General features: G+C 58.6%; 13 protein-coding genes and 1 pseudogene. 11 read left to right on the forward strand and 3 right to left on the reverse strand.

The features are described 5' to 3' along the window. The 3 genes from GF1_RS06990 (at position 1) to GF1_RS07000 (ending at position 2,242) form a co-directional block, all read left to right on the forward strand. Positions 1-744, forward strand: a complete 744-nt coding sequence (locus GF1_RS06990; protein ID WP_267928911.1) for a hypothetical protein — start codon at positions 1-3, stop codon at positions 742-744. A gap of 5 nt (positions 745-749) precedes the next feature. Beyond that, positions 750-1,538: a TPM domain-containing protein gene (locus tag GF1_RS06995; RefSeq protein ID WP_267928912.1), complete on the forward strand. Its 789-nt coding sequence runs from the start codon at positions 750-752 to the stop codon at positions 1,536-1,538. 128 nt (positions 1,539-1,666) lie between these two features. Beyond that, the gene (locus tag GF1_RS07000) at positions 1,667-2,242 is read left to right on the forward strand and encodes a LemA family protein (RefSeq protein WP_267928913.1); all 576 of its coding nucleotides are present in this window, start codon (positions 1,667-1,669) and stop codon (positions 2,240-2,242) included. Positions 2,243-2,289: 47 nt separating this feature from the next. Here GF1_RS07000 and GF1_RS07005 read toward each other — a convergent pair whose 3' ends face one another. Both GF1_RS07005 and GF1_RS07010 read right to left on the reverse strand, forming a co-directional pair. Next, the gene (locus GF1_RS07005; RefSeq protein WP_267928914.1) at positions 2,290-4,914 is read right to left on the reverse strand and encodes a hybrid sensor histidine kinase/response regulator; all 2,625 of its coding nucleotides are present in this window, start codon (positions 4,912-4,914) and stop codon (positions 2,290-2,292) included. A 231-nt stretch (positions 4,915-5,145) separates the two neighbouring features. Then, positions 5,146-5,514: a cell wall hydrolase gene (locus GF1_RS07010; RefSeq protein WP_267928915.1), complete on the reverse strand. Its 369-nt coding sequence runs from the start codon at positions 5,512-5,514 to the stop codon at positions 5,146-5,148. A 464-nt stretch (positions 5,515-5,978) separates the two neighbouring features. On the opposite strand from GF1_RS07010, the gene GF1_RS07015 reads away from it, so the two are divergent. After that, the gene (locus GF1_RS07015; RefSeq protein ID WP_267928916.1) at positions 5,979-7,946 is read left to right on the forward strand and encodes a reprolysin-like metallopeptidase; all 1,968 of its coding nucleotides are present in this window, start codon (positions 5,979-5,981) and stop codon (positions 7,944-7,946) included. A 4-nt stretch (positions 7,947-7,950) separates the two neighbouring features. Continuing rightward, positions 7,951-10,413, forward strand: coding sequence for an SF1B family DNA helicase RecD2 (gene recD2 / locus GF1_RS07020; RefSeq protein ID WP_267928917.1), 2,463 nt, complete (start codon positions 7,951-7,953; stop codon positions 10,411-10,413). Here recD2 and GF1_RS07025 read toward each other — a convergent pair. After that, on the reverse strand, positions 10,397-10,642 hold the full coding sequence (locus tag GF1_RS07025; RefSeq protein ID WP_267928918.1) for a hypothetical protein: 246 nt from the start codon (positions 10,640-10,642) through the stop codon (positions 10,397-10,399). The two genes, recD2 and GF1_RS07025, sit on opposite strands and share 17 nt — an antisense overlap. Before the next feature lie 130 nt (positions 10,643-10,772). On the opposite strand from GF1_RS07025, the gene folD reads away from it, so the two are divergent. The 6 genes and pseudogenes from folD (at position 10,773) to fdhF (ending at position 24,822) form a co-directional block, all read left to right on the forward strand. Then, positions 10,773-11,660, forward strand: coding sequence for a bifunctional methylenetetrahydrofolate dehydrogenase/methenyltetrahydrofolate cyclohydrolase FolD (folD, locus tag GF1_RS07030; RefSeq protein ID WP_267928919.1), 888 nt, complete (start codon positions 10,773-10,775; stop codon positions 11,658-11,660). A gap of 125 nt (positions 11,661-11,785) precedes the next feature. Continuing rightward, positions 11,786-13,774: an anaerobic carbon-monoxide dehydrogenase catalytic subunit gene (gene cooS, locus GF1_RS07035; RefSeq protein ID WP_267928920.1), complete on the forward strand. Its 1,989-nt coding sequence runs from the start codon at positions 11,786-11,788 to the stop codon at positions 13,772-13,774. Between the two features lie 114 nt (positions 13,775-13,888). Continuing rightward, positions 13,889-16,582: an acetyl-CoA decarbonylase/synthase complex subunit delta gene (locus GF1_RS16185; protein WP_326491603.1), complete on the forward strand. Its 2,694-nt coding sequence runs from the start codon at positions 13,889-13,891 to the stop codon at positions 16,580-16,582. Positions 16,583-16,702: 120 nt separating this feature from the next. After that, positions 16,703-18,910 carry an acetyl-CoA decarbonylase/synthase complex subunit alpha/beta gene (gene acsB, locus GF1_RS07050; RefSeq protein WP_267928921.1) on the forward strand — a complete coding sequence of 736 codons (2,208 nt, stop codon included), beginning with the start codon at positions 16,703-16,705 and terminating at the stop codon, positions 18,908-18,910. Between the two features lie 164 nt (positions 18,911-19,074). After that, the gene (gene acsC / locus GF1_RS07055) at positions 19,075-20,430 is read left to right on the forward strand and encodes an acetyl-CoA decarbonylase/synthase complex subunit gamma (RefSeq protein ID WP_267928922.1); all 1,356 of its coding nucleotides are present in this window, start codon (positions 19,075-19,077) and stop codon (positions 20,428-20,430) included. A gap of 148 nt (positions 20,431-20,578) precedes the next feature. Beyond that, positions 20,579-24,822 (forward strand): annotated as a pseudogene (gene fdhF / locus GF1_RS16305) (formate dehydrogenase subunit alpha). The last annotated feature ends 127 nt before the right edge of the window (positions 24,823-24,949 follow it).

Consider the following 24,949-nt stretch of genomic DNA (forward strand, 5'->3'; position numbering starts at 1 on the left):
ATGAACCTGGAACATGTCGAGCCGCATCTTGTCGACGACTTTGATCAGTTTGTCAGGGAAGTTCGGCAACACGCGCCTGTGCCCCTTCTGTCCATGCACGTGGTGGGCAGCGCCCTGACCGTGGATTTTGATCCGGAGACCTCGGATATCAACTCGGTGTGCGTCTTCCGGGAAATCAACACCAACCTTCTAGATTTTCTGGTCAGCCTGGGGAAGAAATACCGGGGGAGGCGTATCGGGGCGCCGGTGTTGATGACTCCGGAGTACATCCAGCGTTCCCTGGACGTGTTTCCCATCGAGTTTCTCAACTTCCAGGCCATTCACCTGACAGTGGCAGGCGAGGATATCTTCCAGACCATTGTCCTGCAGGACAGAGACCTGCGACTGCAGTGTGAACGGGAAATCAAATCCAAACTGCTCTGGCTCCACCAGAGCTATCTCCAGTCCCTGGGCGACAGTGATCTGCTGGCCGGGCAGCTGGCCAGGTCAATCTCCGGCTACTTTCCCCTGTTCCGGGCCCTGCTCCGTCTCAGTGGCCTGAAAATCCCCCTCTCCAACCAGGAGGTACTGGCCTCGCTCAAGGAAATTGTCCACCAGGACACCTCGATTTTCGAGATCATCCATGACCTGAAGCGGGACACGGGCCACCCGTCGCGCCAGGAACTGGCCACCTGCTTTGACCGTTATTATCGGGCCACCAGCGAGCTGGCCCTGTTTATCGATCAGCTGGACGACAGGGAATAGCTGCCATGGGACAACTGCAGAAAATGGGGCGGACATTTGTCCTTGTGCTCCTTTTCGTCTCCGGTATCGGGGCCTGGGGCCTGGTGACAGAAGCGGTCACCCCACCGGTTCCGGAGCGGCCGCCGGCCCGGGTCGTCGACCTGGCCGCTCTTCTCGACTCCGCGACCCGTCAGCAGCTGGAAAACGTACTGGCTGAACTGGAGCGGAAGACAGGTGCCCAGCTGGTGGTTCTGACCATCCAGTCCCTGGACGGGCAGGATATCAACTCCTTTTCCCTGGAAACCGCCGAGAAATGGCAGCTTGGTCAGAAGGACAGGGATAACGGGCTGCTGTTTACCGTGGCGGTAAAGGATCGCAAATATCGTTTCGAAGTCGGTTACGGGCTTGAGGAAATACTGCCTGACTCCAGGGTAGGGGCCATCGGGCGCCGCTACCTGGTACCCTATTTCCGCCAGGGAAAATACCGGGACGGGATCACCGCGGCTACCATGGCCCTGGTGGCGGAGATCGCCCGTTCCAGCGGGGTGAGTATCAGCGGCAGTACATCTGCCGGACCCGGAGTTGAAAAGAAAAAAGGTCCTGACCTGGCCGGGCCCGTTTTTCTTCTGATCCTCCTTCTATTCATGATCAGCGGGTTCCGTGACCGGAAAAGGAGAAGGGGGACCATGGTTCCCTGGATCTATACGGGAGGCACCGGCTGGTCCGGTGGCGACGGCTTCGGTGGTGGATTTGGCAGTGGCTTCGGTGGCGGCGGTGGAGGTTTCGGCGGCGGTGGGGCCTCCGGCGGCTGGTAGCCATTTTTCGTTTTTCCGTGCCGCCGGCCCAGTGAGTTTCGGGAAAATCCACCATGACGTCGTCGTCAGGGGGTGCTCCGGACGGATTCTGGACGTAGAGAGATTGCACATGCAGGAGATATGACATCATGAGTAATGGATTGAAGACCTTTCTGATTATCTTTGGCGTGACCTTTGCCCTGGTCCTGGGCCTTGTTCTGTGGGGAATGGGACAGTACAACAAGGTGGTGGCCATGGACGAACAGGTCAAGGCCCAGTGGGCCCAGGTGGAAAATCAGCTCAAGCGCCGTTTTGACCTGATACCCAACCTGGTGGAGACAACCAAGGGCTATGCCAGGCATGAAAAGGAGATTTTTGAAAATCTGGCCCGGGCCCGGACCAGGTATTTCAGCGCCGGCTCGGTACCGGAAAAGGTGAAGGCCGCCGGTGATTTCGAACGGGCTCTCTCCCGGCTGCTGATGCTCAAGGAAAACTACCCCCAGCTCAAGGCCAGCGAATCCTTCCTGCGGCTGCAGGACAGCCTGGAAGGGACGGAAAACCGGATCGCGGTTGAACGGAGGCGCTACAACGAGGCGGTTCGCCGGCTCAACACCTACCGGCGAACGGTTGTCGGTCGGTTTTTCGCTGCCCTCGCCGGGGTGGAGGCGGCGCCCTATTTCGAACCACCGGCGGAAGAACAGCAGGCGCCCCAGGTTCGTTTTTAAGGCCAGACTCCCCGGAACCCTCGCCGTGGCCAGGACGGGGGACAGGTTCAGTCAGCCCGGCCAAGCTCCTCGCGGATGGCCTGGCCAAGCTGTTCCAGTGTGTAGGGTTTTTTCACCAGCATGGCCGCCCCGGCCTCAAAGACTTTCTCCACCTCGGATGAGGTTGCAAAACCCGTGGCGATGATGGCCCGCTGATCCTTTCTGATCTCAATGATCCGTTCGTAGGTCTCCCGTCCACTCAGTCCTGGTTCCATGATCATGTCAAGGAGAACCAGGTCTACCCGGTGATTACGTATATGGGCCACCGCCTCTTCGCCGCAGGCCACGGCCACCGGCCGGTAGCCCAGGTGTTCGAGCATGTGACAGGCGATCTCCCGCTGGGTCGGTTCGTCGTCAACGATGAGTATGGTCTCTCCGTTACCGGTCAGCAGGTCCAGATCCACTGTACTGCGCGGTTTTTCCGGGAGCTCGTCGGTAACCGGAAAATAGATGGTGAACTGGGTCCCGTCCGGACCGGTAGCCACGTCGATATGCCCGCCATGGTCCTGGACCGCATTCCAGACAATTGTCAGCCCCAGTCCTGTTCCGCTTCGCCCCCCGGTCTTTGTTGTGTAAAAGGGCTCAAAGATGCGCTCCACATCCTGGGCGCTCATCCCCGGCCCGGTGTCCCGAACAGTGAGGATAGCGTATTCGCCGGCCGGCAGAGGATTACGGGTCTGACTGCTCTGGTCCAGCCGCCCGGTGTCGGTGGCGATCTCCACCCGTCCTGGACCATCTATGGCCTCGGCTCCGTTGTAGGCCAGGTTCATCAGGATTTTTCTGATATGGACCGGCGAGCAGCGGATTGGGGGGATTTCCGGCCGCAACCTGGTGGCAAAGACAACGCCGGGGTTGGCCTTCATGCACTGGCTGTGTTCGGCCGACTGGAGATAGCGGGTGATCAGGCTGTTAAGGGAGGCGGGTTCCTTTCTGCTGGCCGCGCCCCTGGCAACGGTCAGCAGATCGGCAACAATGGCGGCGGCCCGCAGGCCGGACTCGTTGATGACCTCGAGAGGCCTCTGCAGGGAGCTGTTTTCCGGAATCTGGCGCAGCAGAAGTTCGGGATAGCTGACAATACCGGACAGAATATTGTTGAGATCATGGGCCACCCCGCCGGCCATCAGGCCGATGGCTTCCATTTTTCGGGACCGGCGAAGCTTTCTGGCCATGGCCTCCTTTTCCGACTCCATCCGTTTTTCCCGGGTAAGATCATCATAAAGGACAACAACTTCACCGGAGGGCAGTTTATAGACACTGTTTTCCCGCCAGCTGAGGATGGTGTCATTCCGGGAGACCACCACCGGATGGTAGCGCGGTTCACCATCTTTCCACACCTGGCGAACGATTTCCAACAGGCCCGACGAGACGGTTTCAGGGAACATCCTGCTCATCCGGCGGCCAAGAATCTGTTCCCGGCTGATGCCTTCGATCTGTTCGGCTGCCCGGTTGAAATCCAGGAACACGAAGTCCTGGCCCTCTTCAACGGCACGTAACACGGCAACCCCACTCTTCATGTGATCAAAGAGTTCCCGGTAGCGGAGTTCACTTTTACGCGACGCTTCCCTGGCCTTTTTAATCTCGGTCAGATCGATATGAATGGAATAGAATTCCTTTTCCCCCTGACTGTTGGTCAGGGCCACGTAACTGGCATAGACCGGTACCGGGAATCCTTTTTTGTCTCGGAGGACCGTTTCGCCGGAAGGCATGGTCCGTTCCTGACGGATCCACGCTTCAAGATCTTTCCGGAACAGGGGGCGCCGGCTGTCAAAGAGGATCAGCGAATCGATTTTCCTGCCCAGAGATTCCTCGGGGCGGAAACCAAACAGTTTCTCGCTGGCCCGGTTCCAGAACACCACCGTTTTACTGCGATCAAATCCCTGGACCGCGATATTGGGAAGATCACGGACCAGGGAGCGAAACCGGTGTTCACTGGCTACCAAGGCCTGCTGGACCTGTTTTTTCCGGGCGATTTCCCGCCGTAGCTCCGAATTGGTGACCAGCAGCTCGGCGGTTCGCTGGCGGACCTTTTCCTCGAGCTCTTCCTGGTGCAGGCTGACCTGGATAACCTGGGCCGTGGAGTTGGCCAGGTTCTCGACAATGGCGTGCTGTTCCGCGGTGATCCGGTGATCAGCGAAAAAGGCCAGGACCCCGTTGACCCTGCCGTTGTTATCACGCAGCTGGTAGCCGGCAAAGGCCACCAGACCGAGTCGGGCAGCCCACTGGTGGTTATGAACCCTGGGGTCGGAGGTGACCTCGTTGGTGAGAAAGGTAGCTTCCTTGCCCGAGGCGATCCGGCCTATCTTGTAACAATCGTAGGGCACCCGTCCGTGAAAACCGTCGAGATGGGTATAGCGACCGCTGCTGGCAACCAGATGCAGGCAGCGGTCCCGGTAGCGGCAGAGATGACGGGGATCGTTTGAAGTGGCGTGGGGGCAGTTGTCACCACACCGGTCCCCCTGCTTGATCATCCAGATACGGCAGAAGTCAGCTCCGAAAACTGAAACAACCCCGTCACAGATTATTTTGAGCCGACCCTCAAGGTCCGTGGTGCTGAAAAGCCGGTCATAGATCTTGTTGACCCCTTCGTGCCAGCACAGTGACATGGAGGGGGCAGAGTCTTGAGGTGCTGTCATCTTCATGTATTCGGGATTGCAGAAAGCCGGCTGTATGGACGGCAGAGACAGAGCGTGGATGCCCCGGAACCGGCAAACCTTTCTGACACGCCACAGGCTGCGGGGAAATGTGGGAGTATACCATGGTTGAGAATCCCTTCCAACGCAAAAGGATTTTCACGGCCACGTTGTGACAGTTGCAAAGTCGTGCAGGGGTGCGCCATCGGACCGGGTCAGGACAACTGAACCGAATCAGCGTCGGTAAAATTTATGGTCGCCCCACTGGGCGACATAGGTCAGGCTGTCGGCCCAGGCGGGATGAATGTCCTTGCGGTGATAATAGGTGGCTCCGTTGGTGAAATCAGGGCTGATCATGGCCTTGAGGGCTGTGCGGAAACATTCCTTGAAAGCCTCAGGTTCTCTGGGTAGATAGGAGTTCTTGGTGAAGGTCCAGCTGAACTGGTAGGGCGCGGTGACCACCTCCTCGACACTCTGGTTTTTTTCCAGGGCCCGGTTCAGGGTCACATGGGCCACGGCCAGTTTGCCGATCTGCGGCTCACTGCGTGCCTCGTGGTAGATGTTGAGAGTCAGCCAGAGCACCCCCTCAATAAAACTCATCATGGAACGTGTTGCCTCTTTTTCGTCCGGCTGAGAAATGACCCGGGACCTGGAGAACGGATGGCGTCCCGGACGGAGAAGCGGCCCGGTGCTCCGTGTGCTCCGTGCGGGCTGCTCGTTTCTCCAGCTCGCCCGGATCCATGAAAAATTTTGCCCAAAAAACCATTTACTCCTATAATAGACACTCCAGATGAAAATACAAGATAGAAAAGGAGAGCCATTCTCTGCTGGGAGTTGTTCTCTTTTCTATATAACACCCATGCAGGTTCCCACGGCCTGCACAACGTAACATGAAAGCTGTTGTCCCCCTGGAGGGTGGGACGAGACTTTCATATTAATACCCATGCAGGTTCCCACGGCCTGCACAACGAAACATGAAGGCTGTTTTCCCCCTGGAGGGTGGGACGAGACTTTCATATAAACTCTGGTGAAGCGCCGGATGCGCATCACGGATGAGGCGTAAAATCATGCACCCAGATCTTCGTGTGTCCCTCGTTGTCCTCTGCGGGGTCTTTGTCTTTCTGCTCTGTCCCCTCCATGTTGTTTCCGGCCTCGCTGGCCAACCCCAGCCACCAAGCCTGCTTCGAGAGCTCAAATCGCCGCAGAAGGCTGCCCGCAGCGGCACCGCCGGATCGCAAAAGAAACGGATGGGGGTCAACCTGGAGGTCCTCAGGCAGCTGCTCCTTGGTCAGGCCGACACCGTACTCTTCCATGTGGCCGGAGAGGATGTCACCCTTAAGCGCAAGAGAATATCGCGGCGCAAAGACAGTTCGACCTGGGTCGGTACAGATCCCACCGGCCGCATCCGGGTCCTGTTGACCATTGGCAGGGACCATTTTTTCGGCAGGGCCCTGGTGGACGGCCGGGAGTTTTATTATCGGCCGGATCCGGATACCGGTGAGTGCGTGATCGAGGAGCGCGACCCATCGCAGAAAGTTCCCCTTGGAGATGATGTCCTGACGCCGCCGAGTGCACCGGCGCCTTCGGCCGCTCTGTCGCTGCCGGCCACCGCGGCTGCCGTGGCCGATGACACCAGTGTGATCGATGTCATGGTTCTCTATACCAGTGGTCTGGCAACAGACTATGTGACCACGGATCTCATCCAGAGCCGGATCCAGTATCTCATCGATGTCGCCAACGACAGTTACATAAACAGTAATATCAACACCCACTTACGCCTCGTCTACAGCCAGGAGGTGAGCTATGGGGATGATGTCCCGACGAGCGTTGCTCTGGATGATCTGACCGGCAACAACGGAGTGTTTGCTGATGTGGAGACGCTCCGGACCCAGTACGGGGCCGATCAGGTGACCCTGCTCCGCTCCTTTGTCGGCGAATACTGCGGGCTCGCCTGGCTGATGACCGGCAATGATCCCGGTTATGCCTATGCCGTGGTCGCCGATGGTTCGTACCAGGGCAGCTATTGCGATGACCTGACCTATGTCCATGAGTTGGGGCATAACCTGGGATGCGCTCACGACCGGGACCATGCCGCTTCCGGCGGTATCTATCCCTATTCCTACGGGTACCAGTTCGAGGCCGGAGGAGTGGGCTACAGGACCATCATGGCCTATGACTGTGTCGGTGGCTGCGCGCAGATCAACTATTTTTCCAATCCCGATGTATTGTATGAGGGGGTGGCCACCGGTGTGCCGGCCGGTCTGGCCGATGCAGCCGACAATGCTGCCACCATCGAACAGACCAGGCTGGTGGTGGCCGGCTACCGGAGTTCGGTGCTCCCGGCTCTGCTTCCCTCGGCCAGGAGCCATGATTTCGGTTCCCTGGAAGTGGGAACCAATGCCAATTTTGCCCTCTACCTGAGTAACAACGGCACCGGTAACCTGGAAATCGGCCAGATCAGCAATCCGGACGCACCGTTCTCCATCGTTGAGGATAACTGCAGCAACCAGAGTATCGCCGCCGGCGAGCACTGCATCGTCTGGATCGGATGTACCCCGACCGCGCCTGGTCTCTATGACAGCTCCTTCACCGTATTCAGCAACGACCCGGTGGAGCCGGAGTTTACCATGGTACTCAGCGCAACAGGCCAGTCCACCGCTCCGTGGATCACGGTGACTCCTACCTATCTCTCCTTTCCAAAACTTCTGCCCGGCCAGACCAGTGACCTGAGCGTCGCCATCGGAAATCTGGGCCTTACGGACCTGCAGATAGGGACCATCGGCATGGGTGATTCCCTGGCTCCCCCATTCACCCTCCAGACAGATACCTGTTCCGGCCAGGTCCTGGCGACCGATACCTCCTGCAGTCTGACTGTCCGCTATGCCCCCCTCACGGCCACCGATTCCTGGCAGGACAGCTTTATCATCCCGTCCACTGATCCCGATGACAGCCAGGTCACCGTGCGGCTCCAGGTCAGGCGTTTTCCATGGGCGCTTTTTCTGCCTGCCATACTCAAAGGATCAGGGGCCCGCTGACCGCGTGGAAAAAAAACGGATCGAAGAAAAACTGCGTGGAGTCGTCGAACGGGTCACCTTTCACAACCCGCAAAACGGCTGGTCCGTGCTCAGGGTACGTCCCTTTGACGGACCCGCGGACCTGGTCACGGTCACGGTCCATCAGACCCGGGTCTTTGCCGGAGCCACCATGGAATTCAAGGGGGCCTGGACCGAGCATCCCAGGTTCGGCCGGCAGTTCAGGGCCGAACAGGCCACGGAGCTTAAACCCTCCTCGGCCGCCGCCCTGGAAAAATACCTGGGCTCCGGCCTGATCAAGGGGGTGGGGCCCAAGACCGCCCGCCGCATTGTCCGCCATTTCGGCCGCGAAACCCTGGATGTTTTTGAACACCAGATCGAGCGTCTCACCGAGGTGGAAGGCATTGCCGAGAAGAAGCTGCGCTCCATAACCCGGGCCTGGCAGGAACACCGGGCCATCCGCGACGTGATGATGTTTCTGCAGTCCCACGGGATATCCACCCTGTTCGCGGTCCGTATCTACAGGGAGTATGGCGATCGGGCCATAGCCCTGGTCTCGGAAAATCCCTACCGGCTGGCCCGGGATTTTTATGGCATCGGCTTTTTTTCCGCCGACAGAGTGGCCCTTTCGCTTGGTTTTGCCCCGGACAGTCCCCTGCGTATCCAGGCCGCCATACGCCATGTCCTCTCGGCCAGTAGAGAACAGGGGCACTGTTACCTGACCCTGGAGCAGATAACCTCCCAGGTGGGTGAGTTGCTGGGCCAGGACCTGAGCCTCCAGATCGCCTCGCATCTGCAGACCATGGAACAGGAAAAAAGTCTCTGTGTCCGTCACCTGGCCGACAGCTCCGGGCAGGTGCGTCCCTGCTATTACTCCCGGACCCTCTACCATGAGGAGGAGTACGTCGCCACGCGGCTTGGCCGGATGACCAGGGAAATCCCGGTGGAAACCCGCCGGATCAGGGAATGGCTCGGGAAAAGGAGCCGGGAAACCGGGATTAAGCTCAGCGCGCAGCAGGCCCGGGCCGTGGAATCCATGGCCGGTTGCCATTGCGCCATCCTGACCGGCGGACCCGGCTGCGGCAAAACCACCACCACCAGGACTCTGGTGGAGCTCTTCGGGTTCCTGGGCCGCCGGGTCATGCTGGCCGCGCCTACCGGCCGGGCTGCCCAGCGAATGGGCGAGGTGATCGGCGCGGAAGCGAAAACCATACATCGGCTGCTGGAATTCCAGGGCACCGGCTTCAAACGAAACGAGGACAATCCCCTGGACACCGATGTATTGATTGTCGATGAGTGTTCCATGCTTGATATCAGCCTCATGGCCTCGCTCCTGAGGGCGGTGGGCGAAGAGACAAGCCTGATACTCATCGGCGATGCCGACCAGCTGCCGTCGGTGGGAGCGGGGAATGTATTACGGGACCTGATTGGCTCGGGCCGGATTCCCTGTTTCAGGCTGACCACGATCTTCCGCCAGGCCAGGAGATCCCGGATCATTGAGTTTGCCCACGATATCAATAACGGTCACCTGCCGCGGGTTGATTCACCCTTTAAAAACCCGGATGTCTGGCAGAAATCCGACTGTTTTTTCATCGATTCCGAGGAGGCGACCCAGCAACAGCTGCGGTTCATTGCCAGGGTCCGGCAGCAGTATCAAACCATCCGGGAACGCGAAGGGCAAAGTGACCAGGATGTGTATGGTTTTGATAGAGCGGAGACGCCCACAGGCCGCGGGTATGGTCTGCAGATACCGGAACAGTTCAGCCACGTCAGCCTGGAGCGGCTGGTAACAGCCGACTCTGCAGCGGAGCAGCTCCGGGCTGTGCTGAAAAAGGTTCATCCATGGTCCTCTCTCTACTACGGCCTGACCGCTGTGGACGTGGTGCGCCGACTCTATGCCCAGTGGATCCCCAAGTACCACCCGGGTCGCGAAGTGCAGATTCTCTGTCCGATGATCCGTGGCAGTCTGGGTGCGGCCAGCCTGAACAGGACCATCCAGCAGACGGTAAACCCGCCGGCCCCTGACAGGCCGGAGCTCCTGGTGGGGGAAAGGACATTTCGCACCGGAGACCGGGTGATCCACCGGCGCAACAACTATGAGCTCGGGGTATTCAACGGTGATATCGGTGTTATCACCGGCATAGACAATGAAAACCTCACCTGCACGGTCTCCTTTTCCCCGGATCAGCGGGAGGTGACCTACCGGCGGGAACAGATAGGCGAACTGGACCTGGCCTATGCCATTACCGTGCACAAGGCCCAGGGCTCCGAGTTCGATGTGGTGATTCTGCCGGTGGTCACCCAGCATTTCCGCATGCTCTATCGCAACCTGCTCTATACAGGGCTCACCCGGGCGAAAAAGCTGGCCATCTTTGTCGGCTCCCGGCAGGCCCTGGCCATGGCGGTGGCTAACAGGGAATCCAATAAGCGCCAGACCGCGTTGCTGGAGCTGCTCACAGAAACCGCTTGAGATCCAAAAAGGTCTGTCCGGCAGGTTTCTGAGACAGCTTTTGCACCCCTGGAAAACAAGCCGGAGAGCGGATCGTTCCGGCCTGGTTTTGCCCCCCGATTATCCAGCCCAACACCCACATGGTATGATCATCGCTGAGCGGCGATTCAGCCTCTTGTACAGGCATGTTCGTACTTTCTGCTTGATAAATCTCTATAATTCTGTTACCCTGAGAATCCTTATCATCCATTCCCGTTCCAAAAAAAATTGTTAAGATATTGGTTGCCGGCAGGATAACTATACCCTGACGGTGCTATTTGTGCGCAGGCGGCACACCGCTATACCTGCAAAAAAAACACAGGTAAACCGAAGGAGTTTATATGAGCGCGAAGATTATCAGTGGCACAGAAACAGCAAAAGAAATCCGGGAAGAGCTCAAGGCCGAAGTGGCCGAGCTCAAGGAAAAACATAATGTGGTTCCAGGTCTTGTAACCATACTGGTCGGCGAAGACCCTGCTTCCCAGTCCTACGTGGCTGCCAAGAACAAGACCGCCCATGCGCTCGGTATCCACTCCGAACAGGTGACCCTGCCCGCCGAAACCAGCGAGGAAGAGTTGCTTTCCCTGGTGGATAAATACAATAACGACGACAAGATCCATGGAATTCTCGTACAGCTTCCGCTGCCCAAGCACATCGACGAGTCCAAGGTCCTCTATGCCATTGACCCGGACAAGGACGTGGATGGTTTTCATCCTGTTAACGTAGGCAAGATGGTGCTGGGCGAGCAGTGTTTTCTGCCCTGCACCCCCCACGGAGTGCTTGAGCTGCTGACCCGGGCCGGGGTGGAGACTTCGGGCGCCGAGGTCGTGGTGGTCGGTCGTTCCAATATCGTCGGTAAGCCGGTGGCCAACCTGATGCTCCAGAAGCGTGAGGGCGGCAATGCCACCGTGACCCTGTGTCATACCCGGACCAGGGACATGACTTTCCACACCAAGCGGGCCGATATCCTGATCGTGGCTGCCGGAGTGGCCAACATGATCAAGGGAGACCAGGTCAAGGAAGGCGTAGTAGTTATTGATGTGGGTGTGAACCGGGTCGGCATGTCCGAGTCGGGCAAGGCAATCCTCGCCGGCGATGTGGAGTTCGACTCTGTCAAGGAAAAGGCTGCCGCCATCACTCCTGTCCCCGGGGGCGTCGGTCCCATGACCATTACCATGCTGATGAAGAATACTGTCCAGGCGGCCAAGCAGTTCGCCGGGCTTGCCTGATTTCCTGGCAGGATGACATGGGGCCGGCTCTGCCGGCCTCTTGTGTATATTTCTCCGGAGAATAGCCGACAAGTTCTCTTTTTTTCTCCGGCTCGCTGACTTACTTCTGACAAGGAGACCATATAATGGCCAAGTCAAACGGATGCGACAAGTGTAACGATATAACCGGGGCTTCGACCCTTGATCTGCTGAACCAGGATCTTGCCAAGCAGGTCCGTACCGCCTACGACCGGATTGAAGACCGGGGCATGTCCGCCTGTCTGTTCGGCTCCGGCGGCACCTGCTGCCGGAACTGCAATATGGGACCCTGCCAGATTATTGACGGGGTCGAGTCCATGGTCGGCATCTGCGGGGCCACGGCCGACACGGTGGCGGCCCGCAACTTCGCCCGGATCATTGCCGCGGGTACGGCCTCCCACACCGACCACGCCCGGGAAATGGTGCGCGGCTTCATTGCCACGGCCAAGGGCGAGACCCCACATGAGATCAAGGATGTGGACAAACTCCACAAGATGGCCAAGATCTTCGGCATCGAGACCGAGGGGAGGGATAAGAACGAGATCGCCCTGGAACTCGGGGAAAAGGCCCTGGCCGAGTTTGGCCAGCAGGAAGGCGAACTGGCCATGGTCAAGCGGGCTCCGGCCAAGCAGCAGGAGATCTGGCGCAAGGTGGGGGTTGTCCCCCGTGGTATTGACCGCGAGATCACCGAAATGATGCACCGGACCCACATGGGTGTGGACCAGGAATACCAGAACATCATGCTCCAGGCCGCCCGGTGCGCCCTGGCCGATGGTTGGGGAGCCTCCATGCTCTCCACCGAGCTGACCGACATCATGTTCGGCACCCCGACCCCCAAACGTGCCATTGTTGATCTGGGCGTGCTCAAGGAAGACCATGTCAACGTCACCGTCCACGGCCACGAGCCCCTGCTGGCCGAGTCGCTCTGTCTGGCTGCGGAAGATGAAGAGATCCTGGCCCTTGCCAGGAAGGTGGGAGCCAAGGGTGTCAACCTGGCCGGGGTCTGCTGTACGGGTAACGAAATCCTCATGCGCCGGGGCATCCCGGTCGCCGGCTCCTTCATCCAGCAGGAGATGGTGCTTGCCACCGGTGCAGTGGAGGCCATGGTGGTTGATGTCCAGTGTGTCATGCAGTCGTTGGCCCAGGTGGTCAAGGGTAAACACACCGACATCATTACCACCAACTACCGTGCCAAGATGCCCGATGCCATTCACATCCAGTTCGAGGAACATGAGGCCTATAATTCGGCCAAGGAAATCCTCAAGCATGCCATCAACAACTTCAAGAAGCGGCGGGAGTTCTACATTCCCAAGGACAAGAAACTCGATGTGGTTGTCGGTTTCAGCCACGAGACCATCAACTACATGCTCGGTGGCCGCTTCCGGGCATCGTATCGTCCCCTGAACGATAATATCATCAACGGCAGGATCCGTGGCGTCGGAGCCATCGTCGGCTGCGAACATTACAAGTATGCCGATGACGTTCATTTCAAGATTGCCGTTGAGCTGATCAAAAACAACGTCCTGGTCCTGGCCACCGGTTGTGCGGCCCAGGCTCTGGGTCGCCGTGGTCTGCTGCGGCCCGAGGCGGCCACCGAGTATGCCGGCGACGGGTTGCGCGAGGTCTGCGAGGCGGTCGGTATGCCGCCGGCCCTGCATGTGGGCTCCTGTGTGGACAACTCCCGCTTACTCATCGCCCTGACCGAGATGGTCAACGAGGGCGGGCTGGGCGAAGATATCTCGGAACTGCCCGCCTGTGGAACCGCACCCCTGTACATGTCGGAGAAGGCGGTTGCCATCGGTCAGTATTTTGTCAGTTCCGGAGCCCACGTCATCTTCCAGAATCTGCCGATCACCGGAGCCAAGAAGTTTACCGAATTCATCAAGGGCGGCATGAAGGAAGTCTATGGCGCCTGCTGGGACACCGAAGAGGATCCCATCAAACTGGCCCAGAAGATGATCAAGGCCATCGATGGAAAGCGCGAAGCTCTCGGAATCAACAAGAAGCAGGACCGCGTGCTCTTTGATATGGCCATGCGCCGTGATCTGGAAGGCAGGACACTGCCCGATACGGGTTGTGGATCCGGAGCTCACTGACAGCTCTTTTGGTTTTGGTTACTGCCCGCGGGGCAGAAATACAAGTTGCTAAACATGTCTTGTGTCAGTGAACAGCAACCCTGTTCATGCTGCATATAGAGGGAAGGAGGATCGATGAAATCGGGGAGCAATCTGGAGCAGGTGCTCAGGAGCGGGACATTTGCCGTTACTGGTGAGCTGGGACCGCCCAAAAACAGTGATCCTGAAGTCGTCAGGAAGAAGGCACGCATCCTCAAGGGAAACGTCGATGCGGTCAATATCACCGACTGCCAGACCGCCATTGTCAGGATGTCGAGCATCGGTGCCGGGCTGATCGCCCAGGCCGAGGGCCTGGAGCCGGTCATCCAGATGACCTGCCGTGATCGGAACCGGATCGGCATGCAGAGCGATCTGCTGGCTGCTTCGGCCATGGGGCTCAAGAACCTGCTCTGTCTGACCGGCGATCATCAGAAATTTGGTAATCACCCGGGATCCAAGGGTGTCTTTGACATGGATTCCATCCAGCTCCTCGGTATGGTCCGGGACATGCGGGATGCGAAAAAATTCCAGTGCGGAGAAGAGATCAAGGGGCCAGCCCCGAAATTTTTCCTCGGCTGCGCCGCCAATCCCTTTGCTCATCCCTTTGAATTCAGGGCCGTGCGTCTGGGGAAGAAGATCGCCAACGGTGCCGACTTCGTCCAGACCCAGATTATCTATAATGTGGAGAAATTTGCCAGATTCATGGAGATGGTCCGTGATCTCGGACTGCATGAAAAGGCCTATATACTTGCAGGTGTTACCCCGCCCAAGTCTCTGGGTATGGCCCGGTACATGAAGAAATTCGTCCCGGGCATGGACGTGACCGATGAGGTCATACAGCGGATGAAAGATGCCAGAGACAAGCAGGATGAGGGAATCCAGATCTGCGTTGACATCATCAACCAGGTCAAGGAAATCGAAGGTGTTGCCGGCGTGCACGTCATGGCCATCGAATGGGAAGAGGCTGTGGCGGAAATCTGTGAGCGGGCAGGGCTGCTTCCCAGGCCCACCTTTGAGACTATCGAAGAACAACCTGCCGCACCGGTCGCCGAGACCGAGACTGTTGTTGTACGTGAAGAGATTGCCGCACCGATTGCAGCGGCTCAGGATACCGAGGAGATTCTTGCCCGGGCCCGTGCCGAGGCAGAAGAGATCCTGGAGCAGGCCAGGCTGGAGGCCGAACGTATCAAGGCCAGTGCAGCCGGTTCTGAAGCTGCAGCTGAAGGTGTTGCCACAGTTACTGACGATGCAGGAGAACATGAAATGAACGAAAAAGAACGGTTAATGGCGCTTGAGTCTGTCAAACAGGGTCTTGCCGCCTTGAAAAAAGCATACGGACTCAGTGACGATCAGTTCGAGGCCCTGATGCAGTTTGCCGGTGCTGAATCCATTCTCAAAAAGGAACCCGAGGTGGCCAAGAGCGGCCCTGCTGCTCCGGCAGCACCGTCGGCGCCGGAACCCGCACCAAAGCCAGAGCCCGCCGTAGCCCCTGTGAAAGAGGAGGGTGCCGGTGCCGAAGCGGAAGCCAGGGCAAAGGCTGAGGCAGAGGCCAGGGCAAAAGCAGAGGCTGAGGCAAAGGCTGAAGAGGAAGCCAGGGCCAGAGCCGAGGAAGAGGCAAAAAAGGCTGCGGAAGCCAAGGCAAAGGCCGAGGCAGAGGCCCGGGCCAAGGCCGAAGCGGAAGCCAGGGCAAAAGCAGAGGCAGAGGCCAAGGCCAAAGCCGAGGCTGAGGCAAAGGCAAAGGCTGAAGAGGAAGCCAAGGCTGCCGAAGCCAAGGCCAAACCGGCCCCGGCCGGCCTGGATGTCCCGCCCCTGGCCAAAGAGGAAACTCCTTTTAACGAGCGGGCCACCAAAGTGCCGCCCACGTCCTACAGGCAGGACTATTCCGGAGCCATCCGTGAATGCGTGCTTGGCAATGGTGACAAGACCGTCACGGTCGGCGGGTCCGAGGTTCTGCCGTTCCATCTCTTTGAAGGTAACATGCCGCATAAACCGCTGGTTGCCATGGAGATCATGGACACCGCGCCCGACAACTGGCCCGAGACCCTGGGACAGTACTTCAACGATGTCTGGGATAACCCGGTGGCCTGGGCCAGGAAATGTATCGAGGTCTACGGCGCCGACGCCATCAATATCTGGCTCAACTCCACCGATCCCAATGGCCAGAACCGGTCTCCCGCTGACGCGGCCAGGGATGCGGCCGCGGTCATCGCCGAGATCGATGTGCCGATCATTGTCTGGGGCTGCGGCAACGCTGAAAAGGACACTGAAACGCTGCGGGAGGTCACCTCGCTGATCGGCGACAAGAAAGTCTGTCTTGCCCCGCTGGAAGATGCCAACTACCGGGCCATCGGTGCCACGGCCATGGCATTTGGCCATCCCATGGTGGCTGCCTCGCCCATCGATGTCAACCTGGCCAAGCAGCTCAACATCCTCCTGGAGAACCTTGGCGTGCCCCTGGACCATGTGCTCATGGATCCCTCCATCGGCGCCCTGGGATATGGAATCGAATACACCTACTCGGTCATGGAACGTATCCGGATCGCTGCACTGACCCAGAAGGACGACAAGCTGCAGGTCCCGATCATCTGCAACCTGGGCCGTGAGGTCTGGAAGACCAAGGAAGTTAGCCTGCCCAGCGACGACCTGCTTGGCGACCAGGAAGGTCGCGGAATCATGATGGAAGCCATGACCGCCAACTGCATGCTGATGGCCGGTGGCGAGGTGCTGATCATGCGGCACCCCAAAGCGATTAACATGACCAAAGCACTGATCGATGGTCTGATGGGCTGAGAACGGAAAACAAGGCCTGCGATCCAGGGCCCCCCGGGCCAAGGTGATAGAAACCGGCCTGGACCATCGCACTCCATATTGATTTTCATATAAAAACAGTTACCAAAGGGAGTTACCAAAGTGTCGAAGATCATCTGTTCCGCAGCAATACGTGGCGCCAAGAAAATCATTGACATGGCAGAAGAATCCTATGAGGAGGCCCTCAAGAAATATGGACCGGAACAGGAGGTTTCCTTCCCGAATACGGCCTACTATCTGCCCATCATCTATTCTATTCTCGGTGCAAAGGTTGAAAAACTCGGCGACATGAAAGACATCTTTCAGGAGTGCCGCAAACTTCTGCCGCCGGTGGTCAGTGAGGACATCTGGCTGCCCTATCTGGGCCCGGCCCTGGACGCCGGCATGGCGACCTTTTTTGCCGAAGAAATGTTCGAGGCCATCCGCTACCTGAACGAGCCCAACTTCTATACCAAGACCGAGGATCCCTCCGAGGACAATCTCTGGCTCGGTGCAGCCGATGACGTTATCTTCCGGAAGCGTGGTGTTGAGTTCGTGGACGGTACAGCTCCCGGTTTTGCCGCCATCATGGGTACCCCGGAAGACAAAGAGGTGGCCTCCCGCATCGCCCTGGAACTGCAGGAAAAGAACCTCTACATCTTCATGCACGACCAGTCCAATGGCAAGAACATGGCCGAGCTCCTGGTGGATAACGGGGTTCAGGTCGGCTGGAACACCCGGCTTGTTCCCTTTGGCAAGTCCTATACCTCGGCCGTCTTCGCCATCGGTTTTGCCTGCCGGGTAGCACTGGCCTTTGGTGGTATCAAGCCTGGAGATTACAAGGGTAACCTGATCTACAACAAGGATCGGACCTTCGCCTTCATCATGGCCTTTGGTCCAGTATCCGACGAATGGTATGCCAATGCTGCCGGAGCCATCAACTGGGGCTTCCCGACTATCTCCGACTGGGATATCCCCGAGGTACTGCCCACGGGTATCTGTACCTACGAGCATGTGGTCTCCAACGTTCCCCACGACGAAATCGTCCAGAAGGCGATCGAGGTCCGCGGACTCAAGGTCAATGTCACCAAGATCGACATCCCCATGGCCTTTGGTCCGGCCTTCGAGGGCGAAAGGATCCGCAAGGACGACCTGTTCATGGAATGCGGCGGCGGGCGGACCACCGGTGTCGAGGTCCTGATTTCCCGGGAGATGGACGAGGTCGAGGATGGCAAGGTCATCCTCGAAGGTCCGGATATATCTGACATCGAAGAGGGCCAGAACCTGCCCATCGGTATCCTGGTCGAGGTTGCCGGCCGGGAGATGCAGTCGGATTTCGAACCCATTCTCGAGCGCCAGTTCCATCACCTGATCAACTACATCCAGGGTATCATGCATATCGGCCAGCGGAACATCATGTGGATTCGCATAGGTAAGGGTGCAGTTGAAAAAGGATTCTCTTTCAAGCATATCGGTGTCGTTCTTCACGGAAAACTTCACCAGGAGTTCGGGGCCATTCTCGATAAGGTACAGGTCAAGATCTACACCATCCAGGAAAAGGTGGACGAGGTCATGCAGCTGGCGCTCAAGGTCTACGAGGAACGTGATCTGCGCCTTGGCTCCATGACCGACGAGACCGAGGAGGTCTTCTACTCCTGTACCCTGTGTCAGTCCTTTGCTCCCAGCCATGTCTGCGTCATCACACCGGAACGTATCGGTATGTGCGGGGCCTACAACTGGCTCGATGGCAAGGCCTCATACCAGATCAACCCCACCGGCCCCAACCAGCCCATTCAGAAGGGTGAGTGTCTGGACGAGCTCAACGGCTACTATGCCGGTATCAACGAATTTGTGGCCCAGGCCTCACGCGGGGCTGTAACCCAGGTCAGCTGCTACTCTCTGATGAACAACCCGATGACCGCCTGTGGCTGTTTCGAGGCCATCGCCGCCATGCTCCCCCAGTGTAACGGCATTATGGTCGTTAACCGGGATTACCGCGGTATGACACCGTCGGGAATGAAGTTCACCACCCTGGCTGGCATGGCTGGTGGCGGTATGCAGACGCCGGGCTTCATGGGCGTGTCCAAGCATTACCTGACCAGCAAGAAACTGTTCATGGCCGAGGGCGGACTCAAGCGTGTGGTCTGGCTGCCCAAGATGCTCAAGGACGAACTGGCTGAAAAACTCAAGAAACGGTGCGAGGAGATCGGCATGCCCGAGCTCTTCGACATGATAGCCACCGAGGAGCAGGGGACCACCGAGGAGGAGATCATGAGCTTCCTCAAGGAGAAGGGCCATCCTGCTCTGGAGATGGAAACAGCCATCGGCTGATACCTCGTCGTTCCACCACTGTCCGGCCCGTTCCCGGAGCTGGCCGGACGCCCATGATATGCTGATGCAGGACCGCTGTCCTGCATGGAATGTGATAGATTTTGAGCTGCGGTCCCTGAAATGTTGCGGACCGCCCTTGTGATACTCGAAGGAGGATAGAGACAATGGCGTTAACCGGTATACAGATTCTCAAAATGCTGCCCAAGAAGAATTGTGGCGAATGCAGTATTCCCACCTGTCTTGCATTTGCCATGAAAGTGGCAGCCGGGCAGGCGGAAATTGATACCTGTCCGTATGTCAGTGACGAGGCCAAGGCGACCATCGGTGAAGCATCGGCGCCGCCGATTCGAACCGTCAAGATAGGAGCGGGGGACGCTGAATTTACCGCTGGTGGCGAGACCTGTCTGTTCCGGCATGAAAAACGGTTCGAGCATCCCACCGGTATTGCCATTCTCGTGTCCACCAATGAGGACGATGCCGAGGTTGAAGGCAAGCTCAAACGGTTCCGGGACATGGAGTTTGAGCGGGTTGGCGTCCTGATGCGGGCCAACCTTGTGGCCATCAAGGATACCAGCGGTGATCCTGCCAAGATGAGCTCTCTGGTTGGTAAGGTGCAGGAGATGGCCCCCAAGGCGGCGATTATCCTGATGAGCGACAACACCGATGTCCTCAAGGCCGGCGCCGAGGCCTGCGGCGACAACAAGCCACTGCTCTATGGCGCCACCGCTGACAACTGGGAGGCTTTTGCCGACCTGGCCAAGGAGACCGGCTGTGTTCTTGGCGTCAAGGGTGCCAACCTCGACGACCTGGTCGAGGTTTCCGGCAAGCTGGTTGACTCCGGGCTCAAGGATATGGTTATCGATACGGGTGCCCGGACGCTCAGGGCAGCCTTTGAAGACAATATCGTCGCCCGGCGCTCTGCCATCAAGGAGCGCTTCAAACCGCTTGGTTTCCCTACCATCACCTTTCCCTGCGAGATGACCGACGACCTGATGATGGAGGCCATGATCGCCTCGGTCCTGATGGCCAAATATGCCGGGATCATCGTTCTCTCCGATATCCAGGGTGACATTCTCTTCCCGCTGCTGCTGGAACAGCTCAATATTTTCACGGATCCGCAGCGGCCAATGGTGGTTCAGGAGGATATCTACCCCATCACCGGGCCTGACGAGAACTCACCGGTGCTCATCACCTGTAACTTCTCGCTGACCTACTTCATCGTCTCAGGCGAGATCGAAGGGTCCAAGGTACCCTCGTGGCTGCTGATCAAGGATACCGAAGGTCTGTCTGTACTCACGGCCTGGGCAGCGGGCAAATTCGGGGCCGACCTGATCGCCCAGTTCGTCAACAAGAGCGGTATTGCTGACAAGGTCAAGCACCATGAGCTGATCATCCCCGGTTACCTGGCCACTATCAAGGGTGAGCTTGAAGAAGAGCTGCCCGACTGGACCATTACCATTGGACCTCGTGAGGCCGGCCATCTGCCAGCGTTCCTGAAGGAATGGCAGCCGGCGGCCTGATAGCGGCCGACTCCCGGATGAGGCCGTAAGCCTGGACCAGATTCCGGCAGCATTCAACTTTTTTACCTGAAGCGGTGGACAGGTTGCCGCCACCCGGGGACAGCGTGCCCCCGGTGGTGGTCCTGTACCCCACTCATATCCGATATTTATGGCAACTATAACGCTTAGCATCAACGGTAACGAAATCGTCGCGGAAAAGGGCCTGACCGTCCTCGAAGTTGCGAAACGTTCTCAGATCACTATCCCTACACTGTGCTGGGTCAAGGGAACGGTTCCCCGGAAAGCCTGTGAGATCTGCGTGGTCGAGATAGCCAACGGTGATGAACTCGGCCTGAAGAGCCGGGTGGGTGATGGAGAGAACAGACTCTATTGCGCCTGCACCACCCTGGCCCAGGATGGTATGGAGATAGCCACGGACTCGGAAGCGGTTATCGCCCATCGCCAACAGCGCCTTGCCATCATATCCCAGACCCATTTCGGTGACTGCAAGGCCCCCTGCAACCTGACCTGTCCCGGTCAGATCAATGTTCAGGGCTACATCGCCCATGTGGCCAAGGGTGAGTATATCGAGGCGCTCAGGCTGATCATGGAGCGCAATCCGGTGCCCTTTTCGGTCGGCCGGGTATGTCCCCGGTTCTGCGAGACCAGGTGCCGGCGGATACTGGTCGACGAGCCGGTGTCCATCAACCATCTCAAACGGTTTGTCGCCGACTGGTGCATGGCCCACCACATTGACCTGAAAATACCCCGGGAACGGCCCACGGGCAAACGGATCGCCGTGATCGGTGGTGGTCCTGCCGGCCTGAGCTGTGCCTATTTTCTCACCCGCAAGGGCCACCAGGTCACTATCTTCGAAGCCAACCCCAAGCTGGGCGGCGCCCTGAGGTACGGATTTCCCGAGTATAAAATTCCCAAGGAAGTCCTGGATTATGAGATCAACACCATTCTCAAGATGGGGATCTCGATCATGCTGTCCCAGAAATGGGGCCGCGACTTCACACTCCAGGACCTTCGTGACCAGGGATTTGACGCCATTTTCATCGGTACCGGAGCCGGGGTTGATCAACCCATGGACATCCCCTGTGCCTCCAGGGAGCACGTCTATACCGCCACCAGATTCCTGCGCATGATAAACGAAGGCCGGGACCTGGACCTGGGCCGCAAGGCCGCGGTCATAGGCGGCAACAACATAGCCATGGAGGTGGCCCGCTCCCTGATCCGCAAGGGCGTGGACGAAGTCACCATCATCTATCCCGGGCCAAACTGGAAATGCCGGCCAACCAGCGTAATATCAAAGAGGCCGAGCACGAGGGGGTCCAGTTTCTGCTCATGGCCTCACCGGTTGAAATATGTGGCCACCCGAAAGAAAACCATCGCCTCCGCCTCGAACTGATCCGGATGAAGCTTGGCGAACCGGACAAGAGGGGCCGCAGGGAGCCGGTACCGGTTCCGGGGTCCTTCACCGCCCTTGACGTGGATACGGTTGTTTCGTCGCTGGGGCAGATGGCGGTCAACGGCCGCTTCGCCGGCGGGATCCTGGAAGAACAGCTCGATATCTCTCCCCGGGGTACAATTGTCGCCAATCCCCGCTCCTCGCAGACCAGTGTCGAGGGCGTCTTTGCCGGCGGCGATGCGGCCACAGGCGTCAAGTCGGTCATCCAGGCCGTGGTCTCGGCCAGGAGGGCGGCGGAAAATATCCACGCCTTTGTCACCGGCGAGCCCAAGGCCCCGGCCGAGAGCCGGTTCAACTTCACCCGGGGCAAGACCTTTGACGATGTCTCGCTGAAGAACTTTGAAGGCATTGATGTCAAGCTGCGCGAGAAGATGCCGGAGAGACCTCCCGAGACCGCGGTCCAGGATTTCGACGAGGTCAAGCTGGGCTTTACCGAGAAGATGGCCCGCCGGGAGGCTGACCGTTGCCTGTCATGCGGCTGCACCGCCTTTGACCGCTGCGATCTCAAGAGGCTCGATATCGAGTACAACGTCAACATCAACAAGACCGGCATGGGCAAGGTGCCCCTCTACCCGAAGGACGAATCGCACCCCTCCATCGCCGTGGACCGCAACAAGTGCATCTTCTGTCTGCGCTGCGAACGGTCCTGTGCCTACGATGCCCTGGAAGTCAAGGCCAGCTCCTTTGATGAACTGGGGCGGCCCGAGGGGCTTGAGATTGACTTCAAGGACCACTGCGTCTCCTGCGGCAAGTGCGTCGACAACTGCTCCACCGGGGCCCTGAACAAGAAACACCGCCTCGTGCCGATCCAGTCTGAAGAGGTGCGTGAGGTCCGGACCACCTGCCCGTACTGCGGTACCGGCTGCCAGCTGATCCTCAAGGTCAAGGGATTGACCATCATGGAGGTGACCGCGGATCCGGAAATCGGCCCCAACTATGGCGATCTCTGTGTCAAGGGACGGTTCGGCTTCCACTTCATCCAGCACCCGGACCGGTTGAAAACTCCGCTTATAAGACGCTACAAGGGTGGCCCGCTGGAAGTGGCGACCTGGGACGAGGCACTTGACTTCGTGGCCACCTCCATGGCCAATATCCGGGCGGAAATGGGGCCGGATGCCCTGGCCGGACTGTCCTCGGCCAGGTGCACCACCGAGGAAAACTACGCCTTTCAGAAATTTTTCCGGACTATTGTCGGAACCAACAATGTCGACCACTGTGCCAGATACTGACACAGCCCGACGGTGACCGGTCTGGTCACAGTACTTGGTTCCGGAGCAATGACCAACACCATCAACGGTATTCTGGATGGCGAGGTACTCTTTGTCATTGGCTCCAACACCACCGAGACCCATCCGGTGATTGGCCTGAGGATGCGCGAGGCCGTGAAGCGGGGGGCGTCGCTGATTGTCGCTGACCCGCGGAAAATCAATCTGGTCGATGAGGCCCGGTTGTGGCTGCGGCAGCGTCCCGGTACAGACGGGGCTCTCATCAACGCCATGTGCCACGTCATCCTGCGCGATAACCTGGCCGATGAAGCCTATATTGCCGAGCGGACCGAGAATTTTGATAGCCTGAAAGAGGCCGTGGCCGACTGCACCCCGCAGTGGGCTGAAAAGATCACCGGCATCCCGGCCGAGGACATTGAAACCGCGGCCAGGATCTTTGCCGAGGCGGAGCGGGCCGGCATCTACTATACCATGGGGATCACCCAGCATACCTCGGGGACCGACAATGTCCTGGCGCTGGCCAACCTGGCCCTCCTCACCGGCAACATTGGCAAGCATGGGGCCGGACTCAATCCCCTCAGGGGCCAGAACAATGTGCAGGGTTCCAGTGACATGGGGTGTCTGCCTGTCTACTTTCCCGGCTACCAGCGGGTGGATGACGAAGAGGCCCGACGCAGATTCGAGGAACTCTGGCAGGCTGAACTGTCCCCCAAACCCGGGCTGACAGCCACGGAGATGACCGGCGCCATGCTCGAGGGCCGGATCAAGGGACTGTGGATCATGGGAGAGAATCCCATCCTCAGTGATCCCAACAGCGACCATGTCCGCAAGGCCTTTGAGCAACTCGATCTGCTGGTGGTCCAGGATATCTTTCTCACCGAGACCGCTCAGCATGCCGATGTGGTACTGCCGGCGGCCTCTTTTGCAGAGAAAAACGGAACCTTTGTCAATACCGAGCGCCGGGTTCAGCGGGTTCGCCGGGTGGTGCCGCCTCCGGGCGAGGCCCGGGACGACCTCTCGATCATCAACATGCTCACCGCCCGGATGATCGGACCGTCCCAGGCTGGACCTGTTCCTGCCGGCGGCAGGATATCCCAGGAAGAGGAACGGATGTTCAAGACCTTTCCGCCGCTGGCAGCAACCGTCTTTGACGAGATTACCAGCTGCTGGCCGGCCATGGCCGGGATGAACTATGATCGTCTGGAAGAGCAGGGGCTCCAGTGGCCCTGCCCGGATCCAGACCATCCGGGAACACCGGTGCTGCATGAAAACGGTTTCCCCAGGGGCCGGGCCCTGTTCTCTGCCATTGAATGGAAGGGACCGGAAGAGCTGCCCGACGAGGAATATCCGCTCCTGCTGACCACCGGCCGGGTACTCTACCAGTACCACACCGGGACCATGACCAGGCGCTCGCCGGTGCTTGAGAACTCAGCCCCGTCGCCCTATGTGGAGATGAACCCGGAAGATGCTGCCCGCCTTGGCCTTGACGACGGGGACAAGGTCCGGGCCACCAGTCGCCGCGGTTCGATTATCCTGCCGGTACGGGTGACCTCCCGGGTCAACGGTGGTATCGTGTTCATGCCGTTCCATTACCGGGAGGCGGCAGCCAACCTGCTGACCAACGATGCGCTGGATCCGGTATGCAAGATACCGGAGGCCAAGGTCTGCGCCGTGAAGATTGAAAAATACGAGGAACCCGTTGAAACCCTGTGACAGGGGGCGCAGCGATCGTGTTCTGGAATGGGGTGCAAACGGGTATGGACACGTCCGGAAGGTTATCCCGTGCTGGTGCGCGGGACCACTGAACTGTTTATAACCTGATACGCAACACTTATTACTT

Origin of the sequence: Desulfolithobacter dissulfuricans (assembly GCF_025998535.1) — a bacterium.
In the GTDB taxonomy this organism is placed as follows: domain Bacteria; phylum Desulfobacterota; class Desulfobulbia; order Desulfobulbales; family Desulfobulbaceae; genus Desulfolithobacter; species Desulfolithobacter dissulfuricans.

Bases quoted from the DNA above. Each gene is read 5' to 3' on its own strand.
- GF1_RS07005 (WP_267928914.1), bottom strand. From the start codon at position 4,914: ATGACAGCACCTCAAGACTCTGCCCCCTCCATGTCACTGTGCTGGCAC.
- GF1_RS16185 (WP_326491603.1), top strand. From the start codon at position 13,889: ATGAAATCGGGGAGCAATCTGGAGCAGGTGCTCAGGAGCGGGACATTT.
- GF1_RS07000 (WP_267928913.1), top strand. From the start codon at position 1,667: ATGAGTAATGGATTGAAGACCTTTCTGATTATCTTTGGCGTGACCTTT.
- GF1_RS07025 (WP_267928918.1), bottom strand. From the start codon at position 10,642: ATGGATGATAAGGATTCTCAGGGTAACAGAATTATAGAGATTTATCAA.
- GF1_RS06995 (WP_267928912.1), top strand. From the start codon at position 750: ATGGGACAACTGCAGAAAATGGGGCGGACATTTGTCCTTGTGCTCCTT.
- GF1_RS07015 (WP_267928916.1), top strand. From the start codon at position 5,979: ATGCACCCAGATCTTCGTGTGTCCCTCGTTGTCCTCTGCGGGGTCTTT.
- folD (WP_267928919.1), top strand. From the start codon at position 10,773: ATGAGCGCGAAGATTATCAGTGGCACAGAAACAGCAAAAGAAATCCGG.
- cooS (WP_267928920.1), top strand. From the start codon at position 11,786: ATGGCCAAGTCAAACGGATGCGACAAGTGTAACGATATAACCGGGGCT.
- GF1_RS06990 (WP_267928911.1), top strand. From the start codon at position 1: ATGAACCTGGAACATGTCGAGCCGCATCTTGTCGACGACTTTGATCAG.
- acsC (WP_267928922.1), top strand. From the start codon at position 19,075: ATGGCGTTAACCGGTATACAGATTCTCAAAATGCTGCCCAAGAAGAAT.
- GF1_RS07010 (WP_267928915.1), bottom strand. From the start codon at position 5,514: ATGATGAGTTTTATTGAGGGGGTGCTCTGGCTGACTCTCAACATCTAC.